Origin of the sequence: Streptomyces bungoensis, assembly GCF_001514215.1 — a bacterium.
Taxonomy (GTDB): domain Bacteria; phylum Actinomycetota; class Actinomycetes; order Streptomycetales; family Streptomycetaceae; genus Streptomyces; species Streptomyces bungoensis.
In genome coordinates this window covers 229,039-249,202 of sequence record NZ_KQ948852.1, presented here as the reverse complement: position 1 = coordinate 249,202, position 20,164 = coordinate 229,039, and the positions used below count along the sequence as shown (strand labels likewise).

The 20,164-nt window shown below is 73.3% G+C and carries 14 protein-coding genes; 5 read left to right on the top strand and 9 right to left on the bottom strand.

Annotated elements, in window-relative coordinates; translation table 11 throughout:
- Positions 1-4: 4 nt before the first annotated feature.
- Genes AQJ66_RS05370 through AQJ66_RS05360 form a run of 3 tightly spaced genes read right to left on the bottom strand, consistent with a single transcriptional unit; the run spans position 5 to position 4,757 of the window.
- Positions 5-1,375 (bottom strand): MFS transporter, encoded by a 1,371-nt coding sequence (locus AQJ66_RS05370; protein WP_061917312.1) that lies wholly within the window; start codon positions 1,373-1,375, stop codon positions 5-7.
- On the bottom strand, positions 1,375-3,387 hold the full coding sequence (locus AQJ66_RS05365; protein ID WP_061917309.1) for a PEP/pyruvate-binding domain-containing protein: 2,013 nt from the start codon (positions 3,385-3,387) through the stop codon (positions 1,375-1,377). The genes AQJ66_RS05370 and AQJ66_RS05365 overlap by 1 nt, the downstream gene beginning before the upstream one ends.
- On the bottom strand, positions 3,384-4,757 hold the full coding sequence (locus tag AQJ66_RS05360) for an ATP-grasp domain-containing protein (protein ID WP_061917306.1): 1,374 nt from the start codon (positions 4,755-4,757) through the stop codon (positions 3,384-3,386). Before AQJ66_RS05360 ends, AQJ66_RS05365 begins: the two co-directional genes overlap by 4 nt.
- Positions 4,758-5,075: 318 nt before the next feature.
- Here AQJ66_RS05360 and AQJ66_RS05355 point away from each other — a divergent pair, with 318 nt between their 5' ends.
- A complete protein-coding gene (locus tag AQJ66_RS05355; RefSeq protein ID WP_061917302.1) occupies positions 5,076-6,359 on the top strand; it encodes a helix-turn-helix transcriptional regulator in 1,284 nt (427 codons plus the stop codon).
- A 433-nt stretch (positions 6,360-6,792) separates the two neighbouring features.
- Here AQJ66_RS05355 and AQJ66_RS05345 read toward each other — a convergent pair whose 3' ends face one another.
- Positions 6,793-9,609, bottom strand: a complete 2,817-nt coding sequence (locus AQJ66_RS05345; protein WP_061917296.1) for a SpoIIE family protein phosphatase — start codon at positions 9,607-9,609, stop codon at positions 6,793-6,795.
- 97 nt (positions 9,610-9,706) lie between these two features.
- Between AQJ66_RS05345 and AQJ66_RS05340 the strand changes: the two genes are divergently transcribed.
- Positions 9,707-10,825, top strand: a complete 1,119-nt coding sequence (locus AQJ66_RS05340; protein ID WP_244162752.1) for a PP2C family protein-serine/threonine phosphatase — start codon at positions 9,707-9,709, stop codon at positions 10,823-10,825.
- Here AQJ66_RS05340 and AQJ66_RS05335 read toward each other — a convergent pair.
- Genes AQJ66_RS05335 through AQJ66_RS05315 form a run of 5 tightly spaced genes read right to left on the bottom strand, consistent with a single transcriptional unit; the run spans position 10,741 to position 16,280 of the window.
- Entirely contained in the window at positions 10,741-11,844 is a 1,104-nt protein-coding gene (locus AQJ66_RS05335; protein ID WP_063804017.1) for a histidinol-phosphate transaminase, read from the bottom strand. The two genes, AQJ66_RS05340 and AQJ66_RS05335, sit on opposite strands and share 85 nt — an antisense overlap.
- 3 nt (positions 11,845-11,847) lie before the next feature.
- Positions 11,848-12,867, bottom strand: coding sequence for a 3-oxoacyl-ACP synthase III family protein (locus AQJ66_RS05330; protein ID WP_061917292.1), 1,020 nt, complete (start codon positions 12,865-12,867; stop codon positions 11,848-11,850).
- Positions 12,864-13,517 carry a hypothetical protein gene (locus AQJ66_RS05325; RefSeq protein WP_061917289.1) on the bottom strand — a complete coding sequence of 218 codons (654 nt, stop codon included), beginning with the start codon at positions 13,515-13,517 and terminating at the stop codon, positions 12,864-12,866. The genes AQJ66_RS05330 and AQJ66_RS05325 overlap by 4 nt, the downstream gene beginning before the upstream one ends.
- Positions 13,489-15,267 (bottom strand): thiamine pyrophosphate-binding protein, encoded by a 1,779-nt coding sequence (locus AQJ66_RS05320; protein ID WP_061917286.1) that lies wholly within the window; start codon positions 15,265-15,267, stop codon positions 13,489-13,491. Before AQJ66_RS05320 ends, AQJ66_RS05325 begins: the two co-directional genes overlap by 29 nt.
- A complete protein-coding gene (locus tag AQJ66_RS05315; RefSeq protein WP_244162751.1) occupies positions 15,264-16,280 on the bottom strand; it encodes a GlxA family transcriptional regulator in 1,017 nt (338 codons plus the stop codon). The genes AQJ66_RS05320 and AQJ66_RS05315 overlap by 4 nt, the downstream gene beginning before the upstream one ends.
- A 339-nt stretch (positions 16,281-16,619) precedes the next feature.
- Here AQJ66_RS05315 and AQJ66_RS05310 point away from each other — a divergent pair, with 339 nt between their 5' ends.
- The 3 genes from AQJ66_RS05310 (at position 16,620) to AQJ66_RS05300 (ending at position 20,163) form a co-directional block, all read left to right on the top strand.
- Positions 16,620-17,048 carry a VOC family protein gene (locus AQJ66_RS05310; RefSeq protein WP_061917280.1) on the top strand — a complete coding sequence of 143 codons (429 nt, stop codon included), beginning with the start codon at positions 16,620-16,622 and terminating at the stop codon, positions 17,046-17,048.
- 89 nt (positions 17,049-17,137) lie between these two features.
- On the top strand, positions 17,138-17,563 hold the full coding sequence (locus AQJ66_RS05305; RefSeq protein WP_061917277.1) for a DUF6003 family protein: 426 nt from the start codon (positions 17,138-17,140) through the stop codon (positions 17,561-17,563).
- A gap of 914 nt (positions 17,564-18,477) precedes the next feature.
- Complete coding sequence (locus tag AQJ66_RS05300) at positions 18,478-20,163, top strand: SDR family oxidoreductase (RefSeq protein WP_079060079.1); 1,686 nt, start codon at positions 18,478-18,480, stop codon at positions 20,161-20,163.
- Position 20,164 lies beyond the last annotated feature (1 nt).

Here is a 20,164-nt window from a genome sequence, read left to right as displayed (position 1 = left end):
CGGATCACGGGTGCGGGGCCACGCCCTCGTCGACGGGCAGCGCGACGGGCTCCTCCACCGGCTGTGCGACCGCCTGGGCGGAGGCCGCCTCGGTGCCGTGTGCTCCACGCGCCCCACCCGCGGCCGGCGCCGGACCCACGCGGCGCAGAGCGAGATGAAGCACCGGCATCAGCACGCAGGTGACCGCGGCGGACTGCCACAGAAGCGCGTCGAGCCGGCCCGCCGCCAGATACGCGCCCGCGGCCACCGCCGCCACCGCGCACACACCGCGGTCCACGATGCTCTCCACCGACAGCAGCGTGGCACGCGGCGCCCCCTTCGGGATGGCGTCGTTGATGAGCCGGCGCTGCACCGGATAGCCGAACCCGGTGATCGCGGCGAACGCGCACAGCAGCCCGGCCACGGCCCAGGGGCCGCCGACCGTGGTGGCGGCCAGTGCGGCGGCGAGGGCGGCGCTCAGCAGGGACACCCAGGCCGCGGGCGACAGCCGCCGGCTCAGCCACTGGGGCCGCGCGGAGGCCACTGCCTCGGCGACCGTCATCGCCGCGAGGACACCGCCGTGACTGCTTTCGGCGATGCCGTGCTCCAGCAGAACCGGCTGGAACAGATTGACCTGGCAGATCCGCGACAACGTGAAGACCGCCACGCCCTGCACCATGAGCAGCGCCAGCCACGGTGACGACCGAAGGACGCGCAGGGCGGCGCCCGTGTCCCGCAGCAGAGTTCCCCGCTGACGCCCACCGGTGCCGGACCCCGAGCCCGGGTCGGCGGTGGCGATCCGGGGCAGGGCCAGGGCGCAGCCGAGAGAGCCCGCGGCGCACACCGCGCTGAGCACGTACGGCGACTGATGGGCCAGGGACATCAGCGGTCCGACGAGCGGCCAGCAGACGACCTTGGCGGCGAGCCCGAGGGCACGCGCCGTGCCCTCCGCCCTGAGGTAGTGGGCGTCCGCTCCCTCCGCGCGCAGGCCCTCGTACAGGCAGGCGCTCGCCGCGCCCGAGGTCAGGGAGCGCCCCGCGGCGATCGCGAGGAAGTGCGCGAGGAAGCCCGGGTACGAGGGCGCCAGCACCGGCACCAGGTTCGCCACCGTCATGACCACCGCGCCCGCGCGCAGGCAGTTGCGGGCGCCGACGCGGTCGGCGACGACTCCCGTGGGTATCTCGAACAGGCAGAAGGCGACGTAGTAGATGCTCTGGATGCCGAAGATCTGGCCGTCCGACAGGCCCGCGGCGCGCTGGTAGGCGTAGAACACCGGCATCCACCACAACAGGTTGAACAGCAGCTGGAACCCGTTGTTGAGGCGGACGATGCGGCGGGCGGCCGGGGTCAGGGCCGGGTCCGCGGAGCGGCGCCACACGGCGGTCACGGAGCGCATCACCGGGCGTACGGGCGGACCTGGACCAGGTGGAACGCCCCCTCCTCGGTCATGAGCCACTCGACGTCCAGGGCGCCGTCGAGGTCGTCCGCGCTGAAGTGGGACTGCAGCAGGCGTCCCACCAGGGCCAGTTCGCCCAGTGACGTGCGCGTGCCCGGCGGGAGGTCCTCACCCGACGAGCCGACGTCCACGGTGCGGCCGCCGCCCTCGACGGTGTTGTACAGGTACTGGTGGGGCAGGACCGTGCCCTCGACCACCCGCTCCGGCGAACCGTCCGTGCAGTTGACGTACACGTTGCGGAAGTCCTCGCGCCGGGTCGGATTGCAGGTCACCAGCACACCCCCGAGTCCGGCGGGCACGTACCGCTGGATGATCACTCCCATGTAGGTGTCGTCCAGCACGATGCCGGCCTCGTGCCGCAGCCGTACGCTCCGTGGCGACAGCAGCGACGTCCACACCTGCCGCACCGCGTCCAGCAACTGCCGCTCGCCGCGCACGGTGGTCACCGAGTCGTAGATCCCGGCCGCCGAGAAACCCGGCAGGTCCTCGGCGTTGGAGGACGAGCGCACCACGAGACGGCCTCCGCCGGCCAGCAGGCCCGGCACCGCACCGGTGATGGCTCGTACCACCTCGTCGGGGATCGGCGTGCTGTGCATCAGGCGCTGCAGGTCCAGACAGAGGGAGTCGATCACGTCGAGCGCTTCGAGTTCGAGCGCCATCTTCAGTTTGCCGATGCCCTGTTGCAGAGCGGGCGACGAGGTCAGGAAGAGATGGTGCAGGCGGAACGGGAGCGCCACCCCCTCGGGCGCCCGGACGGTGGCCGCCACGCGTTCGGCCGCCGCGGCGCGCAGCCTTTCCACGGGCGCGTCCGGCTCGCCGAGCCGCCCGGCCAGGTGGGCGAGCAGATCGGGCCGCGGAGGTCGCGGGAGCGCGTAGAACGCGGTCAGGTCGGCGGTGCGGCTGTCCAGGACATGGTGCAGTTCGCCGAGGTTGGCGGCCTTGGTGCCGTAGCTGTCGCGGTCGGCGCGCCGCAGCCGGTGAAGAGCCATGACCGGCGCCTCGTCCAGCAGGGGTGCGTCGATGCGGATGCGCTGCTGGTGCCAGACCGGCCGCTCCAGGGCCGGGGCGTCGGACAGCCGCTCCAGGGTGATGGAGTCCTCGGACACCCGGTAGCGGACCCATGCGCCGTCCAGCCCGTGCCGCCGCACCAGGGCGTCCAGGTCGCGGACGATGGCGTTCGGGATGCCCCAGCCCGACGCCAGGACGTTGGTGTGCGAAAGCGGCGTCGTGGGCTCCGTGTTGACGAACCCGGCGACCCGGGGCACGTCGTCGGGCAGGCAGGCCATCGCGACGATGTCCGCCCAGCCGAGCTGGGGGGCGGCGCTGCGGTACTGCGCCGGATGGCGGAAGTAGCGCAGCCGGCCCTCGGCCACCCCCGGGTTGAGGCAGGTCCGGGTCCGGTTGCCGAACAGCTCCTGGCTGAGGATGCGCGGAACGCGTGCCTCACCGACCGAGGCGAGTTCGTGCTCCTGCCCGTGGTTCGCCGGTTTCAGCAGCAGGGGGAGACGGCCGTCCACCCTTGCGCGCACGAAGTGGTAGAACTCCTCAAGCAGTGCGCCGGACATGGTGTCCGCCTCGGTCGTCTCCAGGACCAGGAAGGACCGCTCGGGGCCCTCGGCACCGTCGTCGCTGTGCAGGGACAGCACACCGAGCAGGAACCGGCGGTCGGGCGCCATGTACACGGAGGCGTTGAACGCGTCCAGGTCCGCGTCGAGTTCGTCCATCGCCATGCCGAGGATGCGCGTGGCGATGTAGTCGACGTGGAAGGGGTGCACCCGGGTGTCGAGCAGGTGCCAGGTGTCCGCGGACCTGTCCACCACGACCTTCAGGTACGGGTGTCCGGCGAGCACGCCGGACAGCGCGCGGAACAGCGGCAGCGAGAGATTGGCGCCGACGACGGTGCGGTCGCCCGCCGTGTCGGGGACCTCGGCCAGGTCCGGTACACGGGTCATGGCCGGGCCCCCTCGGCGGCGTCCGTCGGCAGGATGCGCGGAAGCGCGTCGACCAGGGCGGTGAAGTCGCGCACGACGGACTGCGGCCGGTCCGCCGACAACAGGCACAGGCCCGCCATGGTGTTGGCCCCGGCGGCCGGTTCGTAGACCGGAACGGGGGCCCCGTCCGGCAGAGAGCTCTCGCGGACGACGGTCAGCGTGCTGCCGGTGCCGACCGGCGCCGAACGGACGACCGCCGAGGCATCCCATCGATGGCGGCGCGGCCAGGGGGTGCCGTCGCCCTGCACGGCGAGGACCACCAGCGAGCCGGCCGCGCCCGTGGCGTCCTCGGGCGTCAACGCCCGTGCGGGCCAGGCGGGTGAGCCGCCGAGCAACAGGTCGGTGAACATGCCGACGAGATCCAGGCCGAAGACCTCCTCGATCTGCGGCACCGTCATGGCCCCGCCGAACCGCGCGGCCGTCTCGATGACCCACATGCGGCCGTCCCTGCCCAGCTTGATCTCCGTGTGGGTGCCGCAGTTCTCCAGCCCCAGGGCGTCCACGGCGCGCCGGGCGAGGTCCACGATGGCGTCCTGGGCCTCGCTTCCCACGGCGGCCGGGGTGATCCCGGCGCGCTCGGTGAACGGCGCCACCGTCGGCATCCGTCCGCTCAGGCAGACGGGACGGAACGCCCCATCCGCCACAACGCCTTCGACGCTGACGTAGTCGCCCCAGCCGGGGCCGTCGAACCACTCCTCGGCACATCCGCTGACGATCTCCTCGACGATGAAGTCCTCCGAGGCGCCGGGGACGTGCAGTTCCGCGAACCCGAGCAGCGCGGACTCGGCCATCACCGCGCGCGACCGCTGCCAGGCGTCCAGCGCGTCCTCGGGCCGCTCGATGATCTGGTGGGCGGTCGACCCGGCGCTCCATGCCGCCTTTAAAAGAAGTGGACATGACAACCGTAGGGTGGCACGCTCCAGGTCCGCCGCGCTGGTGACGGAGCGGAACCGTGGCTGGGGTATGCCCCGGCGCTTCCACGCCGCACGCATCAGGCGCTTGTCGCGCGCCAGGGCGGACGCGGGCCCGGCGCCCCTCAGCCCGAGCCGCCGGGCCGCCTCGGCGACCGCGACCACCGCGTACTCCGAGAAGGTGAGTACGGCGTCCGCGCCCACCTCGCGGGCTCGGTCGGTGATGAGTTCGACCAGGTCGCCACCGTGGGCGTCGAGGGGGCTGACGACCGACGCGCACAACCTCCCGGCGTCATGGGCCACGGGGGCGGGCAGGTCGCTGAGGGCCAGCAGGTGCACCGCGGACCGCGCGGCCACCCGCGTGAGGGCGTGGCCCACCGGAGGGCCGCCCTTGGCATGCACGTACAGCACCTTGCTCACGGAACTCCAACTCCTTCGCTGTCGTCGGGCGGCCGCGGGGCCGCGCCGGTGTCTGGTCCGCGGCGGCGTCGGTGCGTCGACCGCTGCCACGCCGTCCCCTTCAAGCGAACCAGCACGCGCCCGCGTCCGAGGAGCCGAGATGCCCGGAGCACTCAGGCAAATGCCTTACTGCTTCCGCCGCTTCGCGTCAGGTGGAGGAGCGGGCGTGCGCCGGCGCCGCAGCACGGAGCGCCTGCCCCGCCCGCATGCCCCGTCGCTTACGGGTTAGGCATGAGGTGTCACGCAAAGTGATGTCGTACAGGGTTGAAGGAGTTGGACGTGGACGAAGCTGATTTCAAAGCGTTGCTCGCTCCTCTCGCGGTCTCCTGGTGGGAAGCCGACAGCGGCCTGGGCGTGGTCGACAGCGGGGGCGCCGCGTTCGACGGCCGGCGCGGCACCCGCCGCTTCCTCGAAGCCCTCCACGCGGACGGCTGCGGCCCGTCCGGCGGGTCCGGCTGCGGCCCCTACCGCGCGCGTTTCGAGGGCCGGACCTTCCACGTCCACTGGCCGGAACCCGGCGGGCCCGGACGGCAGCGCAGCAGGGGAGTGGCGATCGAGATGGACGACCGTCCGGACGGCGACCCGTACGCCACGTTCGCCGACCTCGCGCCCGCCGCGGCATTCGTGCGCGACCCCACCGGCCGCTACCTGTGGGCCAACCACGCCTATGCCCACCTGTACGGCACCACGCGCGACGCCGTGATCGGCCGTCACCTCGCCGACGTCGACGAAGCCGGCGACGTCACCCGCTTCCTCGCCCTCGACCAGGAGGTCCTCACACGTGGCCGTCCTGTGCGGCACACCCTCACCTACCGGCGTGCCGACGGTTGCTCCGGCCGCGCGGCGGGCTACCGCTTCCCCGTCCGCTGGGGCGCGACCCGCTGTGTCGCGGGCATCTACGTCGACGTCACCGACTACGCCCAGGTGCTCGACCAACGCCACCGGGCCGAGGCCGACTTACGGGCCCTGCGCGACCACAGCGGACTGCTCTGCGTCCGCCTGACCCCGGACGGCCGGGTCAGCGAGGCCGGCACCGCGGTCGCCGACGCCCTGCGCATCCGGCTCTCCGACCTGATGGGCCTGCCGGGCGACACCCTGCTCGCCAGGACGCCCGAACGCGGCGCCGTGCACCGGATCTGGGACGACCTGATCAGCGGCCGGCGCCGAAGCGCCCGCACCTGCGCCGTGCTCGTCGACCGGGAGGGCTGGTGGCGCCGGGCCCGCATCCATCTGAGCGCCGTGTGCGGCACGACACCCGGCGTGTCCGGCGTGTGGGCCGTCGGCACCCACCTCGGCCTGCGCCACCAGGCCCAACCGGATCTGACGCCCGCCCAGATCCGCATACTCGCCCTGCTGGCGGCCGGGCACAGCAACGCGGACATCGCACGGACGCTGCGCCTGTCCCGGCAGACGCTGGACTACCACCTGAGCCGCCTGCGCGCCCTGCTCGACGCCGCCACCCGCCCGGCGCTGGTCGCCCGTGCCTACGTGCTCGGCATCCTGTCACCGCAGACCTGGCCGCCCCGGTCCCCGGCGGCACCGAACCCCGCCAGCCCGGTCTGAACGCTCCGCGTCTCCCGGGCTGTCGCCGTCGCCGCACTCGTGACCGGGCGCCTTGGTCAGCGTGTGGATCGCAGCGCCGGAGCCTGCCACGTCATCCCCGGCGGCTGGAGCAGGGGCGGGGGCTCGGGGCCGGGGTCGCCGGCGTCGACCATCAGGACGACCTCCTCGTGGCTTCGAAGGCTGACGCCGAGGTACCGCTCCGGCTCGTCGGCGTCGCAGAAGTCGTCGAAGAGTGTGAGGAAGACATGATCAAGGTTTCGGAACGCCGACGGGTCGAGCCATAGGCCCGTTGCAGTGGTGGATCGGCCAGGCCAACACAACGAGTACGACGTGGACTTGGTGGTTCGCTATGAGTCGGGCGGCTTCGCTCACAAGTCCGAGCGTTGCGGGCGCAGTTGGTGGAGGCGTCGGCGCTGTCCGGCAGCCCACCGGCTCACAACCCGGGATCGTCGAACTGGTCCAGGTCGAACTGGTCGAGCAGGAAGTCGACCGGTGCCAGGGCCGGGGCGGCCGAAGCCCCGTCGGGGAGGACCTGTTCCGTCCAGATGACCTTGCCGCGGGGCGTGTAGCGCGTGCCCCATCGCTGGGCGTAGTGCGCCACCAGGAACAGGCCCCGTCCGCCCTCGTCCGTGGTCGCGGCCCGTCGCAGGCGCGGCAGGGTGCCGCTGCCGTCCGATACCTCGCAGATCAGGCAGCGTCCGTGCAGCAGGCGCACGCCGACCGGCGGGGAGCCGTAGCGGATCGCGTTCGTGACCAGCTCGCTGAGGATCAGTTCCGTGGCGAACCCGGTCTCCTCCAGCCCCCATTCCCGCAGCGTCTCCCTGCATCGGGCCCGCACCTCGGGCACCACCGCCGGGTCCGACGGCACCTCCCACTCGGCCACGCGCGAGGGCGGGATCACCCGGGTGCGCGCCACCAGCAGAGCGATGTCGTCGCAGGAGTGCGACGGCTGCAGCGCGTCGATCACCGCCTGGCAGGTCTCCTTCGGAGCGCGGCCCCCGGAGCCGTCCAGTGCCCGGCGCAGCCGCTCCATCCCGATGTCGATGTCGTGGGCGCGGTCCTCCACCAGGCCGTCGGTGTACAGCACCAGCTGGGAACCCTCCGGCAGGGGCACCTCGGCGGTCTCGAAGGGGTAGCCGCCCAGGCCGAGGGGCGCCGAGGCCGGCACGCCGGGGCAGGCGACCGTGCCGTCCGGGCGCACCACCACCGGTTCCGGGTGGCCGGCACGGGCCATCGTGCAGACCCCGGCCACCGGGTCGTAGACCGCGTACAGGCAGGTCGCCCCGGTCACGCCCTCCCCCTCGTGGCTGTCCGCGGCGTCGCCCGCGTCCTCCTCGTTGTCCATGCGGACGACGAGGTCGTCCAGGTTCCCGAGCACCTCGTCGACGGGCAGGTCCAGGGTCGAGAAGTTGTGCACCGCGGTGCGCAGCCGGCCCATCGTCGCCGCCGCGTGCAGCCCGTGCCCGACGACGTCCCCCATCACCAGGGCCACCCGGGCGCCCGGCAGCGGGATGACGTCGAACCAGTCCCCGCCCACTCCCGCCTCCGCGGGCAGGTACCGCCAGGCCACCTCCAGCGCGTCCTGCTCCGGCTGCCCCCGCGGCAGCAGACTCCGTTGCAGCGTGACCGCCATCGCGTGCTCCCGGGTGAACCGCCGGGCGTTGTCGATGGCCACCGCCGCCCGAACGGCCAGTTCCTCCGCGAAGGCGAGGTCCTCCGGCTCGAACGCCGGGGAGCCCGACGTCCGGTAGAAGTTCGCCACCCCCAGCGCCACGTTCCGCGCCCGCAGCGGCACGGTCACCAGTGACCGCAGCCCGCACTCCAGGGCCTTCCGGGCACGCTCCGGGTCCTGTTCCCGCCAGCCCTGCGCCCGCCGCAGGTCCGCCTCCAGCATGCCCCGGCCCTCCTGCAGCGTCCGCATCTGCGGGGTGCGGGACGAGAACGTGATCACCTCGCCCAGCGGATACACCGGCACCGCCCGCCGGTCGCCGCCGATCGCCGCCCGGCGCAGGTGCCGCCAGCCCTCCGCCGTCGGCTCCCACCCCCGCAGCACCGCGTCGAGCAGGTCCACCGTCACGAGGTCGGCGAACTGCAGTGCCGCCACGTCGGCCAGTTCCTGGGCCGTACGGGACACGTCCAGCGTCGTTCCGATCGCCCCCCCGGCCTCGTAGAGCAGCTTCAGCCGCTCCCGCGCGACCTCGGCCCGTCCCGAGACCGCCACCAGCTCGGTGGTGTCCCGGAGGGTCACCACGCTGCCCCCGCGGCCGCCCTTCGGGTACGTCGGCCGCTTGTTCACCGAGAGCAACCGGTCCCCCGCGGGGAGAACCTCGTCGGTGACCGCCTCCGGCGACGCCAGCAGGCTCATCACCGGCTCCGGCAGTCCCAGCTCCCGCACCGGGCGCCCCCGCACGTCCCCGGACAGTCCGAGCAGCCGTGCCGCCTCGTCGTTCGCCAGCAGCAGCCGTCCGTCGGCCGCGGTGATCAGCACGCCTTCCCGGACCGCGTGCAGTACCGCGTCGTGGTGCTCGTACAGCTGCGCCAGCTCCTCGGGGGCCAGGCCGTGCGTCTGCCGCCGCAGCCGTCGGGACACCAGCGTCGTCCCTGTCACGGCCAGTGCCAGCGCGGCCGCGCCACTGCCCAGGATGATCGGCAGCTGCGGCAGCCACAGTCCCGCCACGTTCTTCACCGTGATGCCGGCGGAGACCAGGCCGACCACCTTGCCCCCCGCGTCGGTCACGGGGACCACCGCCTGCACGTCGGTCCCCCTGCCCGCGGGCAGCGGCGGCCCACCGGCCTGCTCGACGACGGTACGGCCCTTCAGCGCCGGTGCGATGGTGCCGACGAACTTCTTCCCGATCTCCCGCGAATAGGGGTACGTGTACCGAATGCCCTGCGTGTTCATGGCGACGACGAAGTCCACGCCCGTGCGTCTGCGCGCCGCCTCGGCGCGCGGCTGCAGCACCGCCGTCGGATCGGGGCTCCGCAGCGCCGCGGCCGTACCCGGGGCACTCGCGAACGACTGGGCCGCGACGACCGACTCCCTGCGTCCCCGCTGGAGCGCGTCACGCGCGGTCTGGAGCACCATGCCCGCCACCGCGGCCACGACGAGCAGGACCACGATGACGACCTGGAGCAGGAACACCTGTCCGGCCGCGCTGCGCACGTCCAGCAGGGAAGCATGAGGCTCGCGCGAGCGTCCGGCAGGCGGATGACGTTCCGGGCCGCGAGAGCGCCCGGAGAACACCTCCATACACCCTTGATAGCACTCCCGTGGAGAAGCGGGGCGCCGGTCGGGCCCGTACGCACTCAGGGAACGAAGCCCTATATGCCCGGATAAGATGCTTTTTGTGATCAGTAAAGGACGGCCACGGCGCCACCGCGCTCCCTACGGTGGCCGACGCGAGGGCGTCCTGCTGTCCCCCGTGATCCTCACCGTCCTCATCACCGGCCTGGCCTTCGCCACCCCCAGGGACATCGCCTTCAGCCGCCTCCTTCCCGCCGCACCCGCCCTCGCCGCCGCCATGTGGCCCGTGGTCCCGACGATCCTGCTGGGGGCGTTCTGCCTGCTGGTCATGATCGGGCTCAGCTTCGTCTACTCCGATCTGGGAACGCCCTACACGGTGGCCGCGATCGCGGCGGTCACTCTGGCGGCCGCCTACACGAGCCATCTCCGGCTCCAGCGGGAGGAGGCCCTCTTCCAGATCCGGCTCGTCGCCGACGCGGCGCAGCGGGTGCTGCTGCGCCCGCTGCCCCGCCGGGTCCAGGACGTCGAGATCGAGTCGCTGTACCTGGCGGCCCAGGAGCAGGCCCGCATCGGAGGCGACTTCTACGAGGTGGCCGACACGCCGTACGGGGTCCGGCTGCTCATCGGTGACGTGCGCGGCAAGGGGCTGTCGGCGGTGGGTGCGGCCGCCGCGGTGATCAACTGCTTCCGGGAGAACGCGTACGACCAGCCCCACCTGAGGGGCATCATCCACCGTCTGGAGACCAGCATGGGCCGCTACAGCGTCGCGACCCTCGACCCGGACCAGTCCGAGCACTTCGCCACGGCTCTGATCGCCGAGATCCCGCCGGCCGGAGGGCAGGTGAAGATCCTCAACTGCGGGCACCCCCCGCCCCTGCTGATGCGCAGCGGTGAGATCCGCGTCCTGGAGCCCACCGCTCCCTCCCCGCCCCTCAACCTCGCGACGCTCATCGGAGACGACTACAGCGTCGACACCGTCTCCTTCGCCTCGGGCGACCAGATGCTCCTGTACACCGACGGAGTGACGGAGACCCGGAACCGCGCCGGCACGTTCTTCCCGCTGCCGGAGTGGACGCGGCAGCTCGGCCCGGCGGCTCCGCGGGAACTGCTGGACCGGCTGCACCACGACCTGCTCCACTACAGCGGCGGGCGGCTCGACGACGACATCGCGGCCGTCGCCGTCCGCTGCGGGCACCCCGGTGCTCGGGACCGTTCCGCGTAGGCGCGGTCCGTCGTGCGCCGTGGTGCGCCCAGTCCCGCCAGCGCGGTGAGCACCGTGTCGTTGGCCTTGCGGCCGCCGACGGTGAGCCGCAGCCCCTCGCCGGGGTAGTGGCGGGCCTGGACGCCGGCGAGGGCCAGGGCCCGGGCGCCCTCGTCCACCCGATCGGGCGCGGCGAGCCAGACGGAGTTGGCGTGGCCCGCGGGGACGTGCCAGCCGAGGCCGGCGAGCTCGTGGCGCAGCCGTTCGCGTTCGGCGACGACGCTGTCCACGCGCAGCCGGAGCTCGCCGCCGGCCCGCAGCGAGGCCTTCACCGCCGCCGTGGCCACGGCGTTGATCCCGAAGGGCAACTGCTGCCGGCGGATCCGCTCCACCAGGTCCGGGGAGCCGAGCCCGTAGCCGACCCGCAGGGCGGCCAGGCCGTACGCCTTGGAGAACGTGCGCAGGACCAGCAGGTTGGGGTGCGCGCCCAGCAGCGCGGGCGTGTCCGGCAGCCCGGGGCCGCGCGCGAACTCCACGTACGCCTCGTCGAGGAGCACGGTGACGTGCCGGGGGACCCGCCCCAGGAACTCCGACAGGGACTCGGCGGTGATCATGCTTCCGGTGGGGTTGTGCGGATTGCACAGCACCACGACGCGGGTGCGACGGCCGAGCGCGGCCAGCAGTGCGCCCAGGTCCTGCCGCCCGTCCGGCGAGAGGGGGACGGGAACGGGCCGGGCACCGGTCATCTCGGCAAGCAACGGGTAGGCGTCGAAGCTGCGCCAGGCGTAGACCATCGCGTCACCGCCCCGGACGACCGCCTGGAGCGACTGCAGGGCCACGCCCACCGATCCGCTGCCCACCACGACGTGGTCGGAGGGCAGCCCGCACCATGCGGCGATCCGCTCGGTGAGGTCGTCCGGGTAGAACTGCGGGTACCGGTGGGCCTGGGCGACGGCCCGTCGCATCGCCTCGCGCACGGCGGGCAGGGGCGGGTACGGGCTCTCGTTCAGGACCAGCCGGTGCAGGACGGGCACGCTCATCGGTCATCCCCGCCCGCCGTGCCAGCGGACGGCGGCGGCACCGGCGAAGTCGCCCGCGTGGGCGAATCCCCCCAGCACCACCAGGTCGCCGTCCTTCACCTCTCCCGAGCGGATCGCGCGGTCCAGGGTGACCGGGATCGCCGCTCCGAACAGGTTCCCGTACTGGTCGAAGGTGTTCAGGTGCCGTTCGGCCGGCAGTTGGAGCGCCTCCCGCCAGTTCCGCAGGAAGGTGCGGTTCGGCTGGTTGGTGATGAGGACGTCGATGTCGCCGGTCGCCACACCGAGCCGTCCGCACAGGTCCGTGACGACCTCCGGCACGAGCCGGTTGCCGCGTGCCAGGACCTTGGCGACGCTGGAGTCGGTGAACCCGATCCGCAGTTGGGACTCCCCGGGCTCCCAGTACTTGCGGCCGTCGTCGACCGCCACCCGCATGTCCCCGGCGTAGTCGCCGATGTGCCGGGTCTCCACGTCGAGGACCGGGGAGCCGGCCGACCTCGTCACGTACCCCACGCCGCAGCCGTCGCCCGGGATCGCGGCCTGGGCGAGCCTGCGCACCTCGGACTGGGTGAACCACTGGCCCGCCGCGCTCTGCGCGTTGCAGATCAGCGCGGTCCTCGCGTCGGTGGTGGTGAGGAGGTGCCGGGCCAGCTTCAGCATGTGGACGAAGGAGGCGCAGCCCGCGTTGGCCACGTCGACGAGCCACTCCGGCCGCAGGCCCAGCCGGCGTGCCACTTCGGTGCCGGCGCCCACGAACGGCAGGTCCGGTAACTGGCTGTGCACCAGCAGCACGTCGACGTTCTGTATCGCGGCCCGCCCGTGCCGCTCGATCAGCGGCTGCACGGCGCGCTCGACCATGTCCGCGTTGGTTTCGTCCGGCGCCACGTGGTGCCGGAACGGCGGGACCCTGAACATGGGATGGCCGCGCAGCTTGTCCTCCGCTCCCGGGTACTCGGTGTAGAACTCGGCCGGGACCGGGTCACCGGGGAGGTACCCCGCGACGTCGGTGAGACTGACCGCGGTCACCGCGTCACCGCCGTCGCCGGAGCCGTACAGACGGGCAGGCCGCGCCGGTGGCGGTGTTCCAGGATCGCCTTGAGGTTGTTCATCTCCACCGTGTGCCCGGCGTAGAACAGGTCCCAGTAGTCACCCACCCAGGGCCGGTCGGGGCGGGGGCTCTTGTCGGGGTGGGGGTTGGCGTCGTAGTAGGGGTGCCGGCAGTTGGTCCAGGTGATCACCGAACCCGGCCTGTCGAGCACCAGGGCGGCGGGCACGACGCGCATGAGGTAGATCATCCACAGCTTCTCGCCCTGGTCCCAGGAGCAGTGGTAGTCCACGGTCATGGACTCGGGGTGGGCGTCCACCTTGCAGTAGATCCTGGTGTCGTCCTCGAGCCGGTCGTGGCCGACCCACAGCCCCGGTGTGCCGGTGGGGGCGAAGTCCCGCAGGCTGCACGTCCACTCCTCCAGGTGGTGGCCCTGGCGGAGGTAGTCGTAGACCAGCTCGGGAGGGCAGTCGACGTACTCGTGGATGGTGCAGTACTGCCCGTAGACCTGGTGGTGGGGATAGACGGCGTGGGTGAGCTCCATGCAGTGGGCGGTCAGCTCCTCCCTGCCGGCGTTCTCGATCCGCATCAGGCCGGGGATGTCAGCCAACGTGGACGACTCCTCGCTCATCCGAACTCTCCTCGTGGTCGTTGCGTGCGGTGCGGTCGGTGGTGGTGAAGGACTGGAAGGGAAGGAACGGGGGGATCTCGGCCGGGTCGCAGTCCAGCGCGACGAACGCCGGGCCGTCGCCGGCGTTGCCGCGCAGCAGCGCCTCGCGCAACTGCGCCGCGTCGTCCGCCCTGGTGACGTCGAGGGACGGGAACGCGGCGGCCACTCCGGCGGCGAGGTCGGTCCGGCCGAACACGTCGTCGCGGCGGCTGCCGCCCTGGAGGAACTCCTCGCGCAGCGCGCACATGGCGTGGGCGTTGTTGTTGAAGACGACGAAGGTCACGGGGGCGGCGTACTCCACGGCGGTGTGCACTTCCATCCCGTGCATGAAGAAGGAGCCGTCGCCGGCCAGGACGTACGTACGCCGTCCGGTGGCGAGCGCGGCGCCGATCCCGGCACCGAAGGTGTACCCCATGCCCCCCATGCCCACGGCCACCACGAAGCGGCCGTGGCGCGGTGCCGGGAGGAGGTGGACCGCGCTGGCACCCGCGTTGCCGGCGTCCACGAAGACGTGCGCGTGCTGGGGGAGGGCGGCCTCCACCGCGGCGATCGCCTGGGGGTACCGGACGGTTCGCCCGGCGGTCCGGCCGTCCGGATCCGGCAGGGGCCGGGGGCGGGGGCCGGCGTGCGGCGGACACGCACGCGGGCGTGCCGGCAGCCGGGCGGTCACCGCGCGCAGCGCCTCCCGCACGTCCCCCCGCAGCGCGGTGCCCGGTACGAACGGCGGTTCGGGCCCGAGGCACACGACCTCGGTGGCGGACAGCGCGCGGTCGAGGCCGCCGCGCGCCAGGAGCGGCAGCCGGGTACCGGCCAGCAGGCACACGTCGGCCCGGCGCAGGCAGTCCTCGACGTTGGCATGCCCCATCACCCCGGCCACGCCGGCGAACCTCGGATCGCGGTTGTCGAAGACGTCCTTGGCGTCGGGGGTGACGGCCACCCACGCCCCGAGCCTCCCGGCCAGTTCGGCCAGTTCCGCCCGCGCGTCCGCGGCGGCGACGCCCTCACCGGCGACGATGAGGACGCGGCCGGCCCCGCGGAGGATGTCCGACACGGCGCTGAGGGCCGCGGTGTCGAGTGCGGCCGCCGCTGCCGTCGAGGCCGGTGCCGGCAGGCCCGGTGCCGGGCCACGGCCGGGCCGGCGGATCCGCGCCTGCTGCACGTCCTTGGGCAGCAGCAGCACCGCCGGCCCCCGCGGGTCCGTCCGTGCCGCGGCCACCGCGCGGGACAGCAACTCCGGGAGCGAGTCCGCGTCCCGGACCCGGGCGCAGAACCGGGAGACCGGTCCGAAGACCTCCGAGGCGTCGAAGCTGCCCGCCCTGCCGCTGGAGTCCTGGAACGCCCCGTGGCCGGCCTGGCCGGTCGGCGGCTCGCCCACCAGGGCCAGCACGGGCACCCGCGAGGCGTGCGCCTCCGCCAGGCCCGGCACGAGGTTCATCGCCCCGCCACCCGAGGTGGCGGCGACCACGCCCAGGCGCCTGGTGGTCCGGGCGTACCCGTCGGCCATCGTGACGGCGGAGAACTCGTGCTTGGCGACGACGCCCCGGACCGAGCCGCCGCGGTGGACGGCGTCGTAGAGGTCCTCGATGTTCGCGCCGCCGACGCCGAACAGATGGGTGACGCCGGCCCGGGCGAGTTCCCCGGCCAGGTAGTCGACCAGCCGTACCGTTCCTGCGGCGGGCCTGTCCGGGGCCGGGGAGGTCGGGGAGGTCATGCCGGGCTCCTGTCCGTCTCGTGGTGCCGGTCGATGAGGCCGGATGGCGCGACGACCTGGAAGCGGTGCCGGTACTCCTTCGGGGTCAGCCCCAGGGTCCGCCCGAAGGAGCGGAAGAAGGTCTCGGTGGCCGCGAAGCCGCAACGGCCCGCCACCTGGCTGATGGTCAGGTCGGTGGTCTCCAGCAGCTCACGCGCGCGGGCGATGCGCGTCCGCTCGACGTACTGGCCGGGCGTCGTGCCCACCTCGCGCCGGAAGACCCGGGCGAAGTTGCGCAGGCTCATGTTGGCCTGCCGGGCGAGCTCGGCCACGGGTAACGGATGGTGCAGGTTCTCCAGGACCCACTCCTGTGCGGTCCGGATCGGGGGATGGTCGGCCAGCTGGGCGTCGAGGACGGCGCTGAACTGCGACTGCCCGCCGTGCCGCTTCAGGAAGAGCACCAGGAACCGTGCCGTCTCCAGCGCGAGCGCCGCGCCGTGGTCGGCCTCCACCAGGGCCAGCGCCATGTCGATCCCGGTCGACACGCCCGCCGAGGTCACGAACGGGCCGTCCCAGACGAAGATCGGCTCGGCGTCCACCGTCACCTTCGGGTAGCGGCCGGCCATCGCCTCGCTGTACGCCCAGTGCGTGGTGGCGCGTCTGCCGTCCAGAAGCCCCGCCTCGGCCAGCAGAAAGGATCCGCCGCAGACCGAGGCGACCCTTCGTGAACGGGCCGCCGCCCGGTCGATCCAGGACACCAGCGCCCGGTCGCGCAGCGCGTCCGGCAGACTCCATCCCCCCGGCACGAGAAGCGTGTCGATGGCACCCTCCGCCGCCTCCAGCGGGGAGGCCTCCACCGTCACCCCCGAACTCGTGCGCACCAGGGGCGCGTCGGCGGACACCAGGTCGATCCGGTAGGGGGTGCCCGACGGGGCGAGAAGCCGGTTGGCGGTATCGAACACTTCAATCGGTCCGGTGATGTCCAGGGCCATCGCGCCCCGGTACACCACCACAACAACACGTCGCTCCAGCACGGTCACAGCCTGTATCGATCACCGCACTGGCTGCAATGACAGATTACTGACGTATCCGGCCAGCGCCCGGGCGCGGGACGCCGAAGAGGGGCGCTGGCCAGCGGGTTCGCGGGCGGTGAGAGGTGGTGGCGGGTGAGGCAGGTCACAGGGGTGGACGCAACACAATGCCGGAGTGCGCCCCTTCGAAAAGGGCTGAGGCAGGACACCGCCGGTCGGCGCGATAACGGCTCGACGCTGTCGGGGCGTCATGTCTACGCTCTGCGGTGCGGCTTCGCGTGCCGGTCACCGGCCGGGTGAGGCATGGAGGGGCCGCGGAGATGCCCATGGAGGCATTGACCCGTGTCAGTCGAGTTCAACCACACCATCGTTTACTCCCGTGACCGGGAGGAGTCAGCTCACTTCCTCGCCGGGATCATGGGGCTGGAGGTCGGGGAGCCGGCCGGGATGTTCCTGCCGGTGCGGACCGCCAACGGCGTCACGCTGGACTTCGCGACCGTCGACGTCGACATCCCCGTGCAGCACTACGCGTTCCTCGTCTCCGAGGACGAGTTCGACCAGATCCTCGCGCGGCTGGTGGCGGCCGAAGTCCCCCTGCAGGCCGACCCGCACGGCAGGCATCCGCGCCGGATCAACCGCAACGACGGCGGCCGGGGCGTGTACTTCCGGGATCCCGCCGGGCACGGCCTGGAGGCCTTCACCCGCCCCTACGGCAGCGATCCCTCGTCGCCGCTGCACGGGACGACGGAAGAGGTACCGGGGGCGCGCTGAGTCCGAGGCGACACTCATGGCCCGGGTGTGCGGTCCGTGACGGGGTATGGGCACGGCGAACGGCCGACAAGCTCCGCGGAGGACTGGTAATGACTGACGACGCCTATCTGTTTCTCGTCGACGAGACGACCGCGCACCTGGGTGTGCCGCCCGCCGCTCTCGGTGAGCTGTCGTGCATGGACACCGCGGCGGTCGTCGCCTGGCTCGCCGCGCAGAAGGTGACCGCGACCTCGCCCCACCTGCGCATCGTGCCGCCGGAGGAGCGGGAGGCGATCCCCGCGGACGCGGAGCGGGTGCCGGTGCCGCTGAGCGACGAGGAGCTGAGCCGGCTGCGCAGCCGGACGGCCCCGGAGGCCACCGTGCCGCTCGAGGAGGAGCTCCGAGCCTACCGCGACTGCACCGACGGCCGGGACGAGCTGCTCACGCGCGCCCTGGCCGCCGGCGTGCCCGCGCACCGCATCGCGGAACTCACGGGTGAGGACCTGGGCACCGTGCGGGCGGCCGGCCAGCGGTGAGCCCGCACCCGGCCGGGCATCCGGCCGGGGCCCGCGCGCTTTGGGGTGGGAGCGCGCGGCTTCGGGTTCTCCCGGGGGCGCCTTCCGGCGGGGCCGCCTTTCGCCGGGGCGGCCTCGCGGGGGCGCCGTTTCCCGCCAGGCCCGTTTCTCCCGGGCCCGGTCTCCAGCCAGGGCCGTCTTCCGGCGGGGCCGTCTCCTGCCGGACCCGCCTTCCAGTGGGGTGGTCTCCCGGCCAGGCTCACTGCCGGGCAGGGCCGTTTTCCGGCGGGGGCCGCGTTTCGGCGGGGGCTGTCTTCCGCCGGGGGCCGCCTTTCGCCGGGCCGTCTCCCGGCCAGACCCAATGCCTGGTAAGGCTGTCCTCCGTCGGGGGCCGCGTTTTGCTGCGGGCTGTCTTCCGCCGGGGTCGGCTTCCGGCGAGGTGGTCTCCCGGCCTGGCCCACTGCCGGGTAGGGCTGTCTTCCGTCGGGGGCCGCGTTTTGCTGCGGGCTGTCTTCCGCCGGGGTCGGCTTCCGGCGAGGTGGTCTCCCGGCCTGGCCCACTGCCGGGTAGGGCTGTCTTCCGTCGGGGGCCGCGTTTTGCTGGGGGGTGTAGTCGGCCGGGGGCCGTCTTCCGGCGAGGTGGTCTCCCGCCAGGCCCACTGCCCGGCAGGGCCGTCGTGCCCAAGGCCCCCCTCCGCCAAGGCCGTCTCCCGCCGGGTCCCTCTCCCGTCATCTCCGCCGCCCGCCCTCTCCTTCCCCCCCCGCCGACGCAGCGGGGAGGACCAAGGGACCAAGGAATGACCTCGCCCCTGACCCGCACCCTCCCGGCGTCACCCGACCGCCGCGCCCCCCGGGCGCATCCGGACGGCCTGGCCGCACCGTAGAGGACGGAGAGGCACACACGACGACGTCCCGACGGACGGCAGAGGCGGGCTCATGCGCGACGAACACCCCACCGCGGCGACCGGGCACGGGCCGGCGGAGGGCGGCGAGGCTCTGACCTGCCTGGTGACCGGCGCCAGCGGCTACATCGGTGGCCGGCTGGTGCCGGACCTGCTGGACGCCGGGTACCGGGTGCGCTGTCTGGTCCGCACACCGCGCAAGCTCCGCGACCACCCCTGGGCCGGCCGGGTGGAGATCGTCCAGGGCGACATCACCGACGCCGCGGCGGTGGCGCGGGCCATGGAGGGCGTGGACGTCGCCTACTACCTCGTCCACGCGCTGGGCACCGGGCGGGACTTCGAACGGACCGACCGGACCGCGGCCCAGGTCTTCGGCGAGCAGGCCCGCCGGACGGGCGTCGGCCGCCTCGTCTACCTCGGCGGCCTCACCCCCGCCGGGGTTCCCGAGTCGGAGCTCTCCCCGCACCTGCGCTCCCGTGCCGAGGTGGGCCGCATCCTGCTCGACTCGGGCGTGCCCACCGCAGTGCTGCGCGCCGCCGTCATCATCGGCTCGGGCTCGGCCAGTTTCGAGATGTTGCGCTACCTCACCGAGCGCCTGCCGGTGATGGTCACCCCGCGCTGGGTGCACACCCGCATCCAGCCGATCGCCGTACGGGACGTCCTGCGCATCCTGGTGGGCTGCGCCGGTCTGCCGTCCGACGTCAGCCGGACCTTCGACATCGGGGGCCCGGAGGTGCTCACCTACCTCGAGATGATGCAGCGGTACGCCGCCGTCGCCGGCCTGCACCGGCGGATCGTCGTACCGGTACCGGTGCTCACGCCCGGCCTGTCCAGCCACTGGGTCGGCCTGGTGACCCCTGTGCCGGCCGGCATCGCCCGCCCGCTCACCGAGTCCCTGCGCCACGAAGTGGTGTGCCGGGAGCGGGACATCGAGCGGTACGTGCCCAGCCCGCCCGGGCAGCCCCTGGGCTTCGACCGCGCCGTCGGCCTCGCCCTGCAGCGCGTGCGCGACGCGCAGGTCAGCACCCGCTGGTCCTCCGCCTCCGTGCCGGGCGCCCCCAGCGACCCGCTGCCCACCGACCCGGACTGGGCCGGCGGCAGCCTCTACACCGACGTGCGCGAACGCGAGGCGGACGTGGCGCCCGACGCCCTGTGGCAGGTCGTCGAGGGCATCGGCGGGGAGAACGGCTGGTACTCCTTCCCGCTCGCCTGGGCGGTACGGGGCTGGCTCGACCGCCTCGTCGGCGGTGTGGGCCTGCGCCGGGGACGGCGGGACGCGCGGCGGCTGCGGGTCGGCGACTCGCTGGACTTCTGGCGGGTGGAGGAGATCCGGCGCGGACGGCTGCTGCGGCTGCGCGCCGAGATGCGACTGCCCGGACTGGCCTGGCTGGAGATGTGCGTCGACGGCGACGGCCCCGGGCCCGTCCGGTACCGGCAGAGGGCGCTGTTCCACCCCCGCGGACTGCTCGGCCACCTGTACTGGTGGAGCGTCTCGCCGTTCCACGCGGTCGTCTTCGGCGGCATGGCCCGCAACATCGTCCGCGCCGCGGGCCGCGTCCAGCAGGAGCGCGGGAGCCCGCCGCGCACCACCGCGGACAGCGCGCCCGCCGGTTCCGGCCGCGCTCCCGGTGCCGACTCCCGTACCGCATCCGGGGGCGCCGCGGCGCCGGAAGACAGGGGCGTCCGCGCCGGCCGCCGCCGTCCACCGGAGGGAAGCTGAA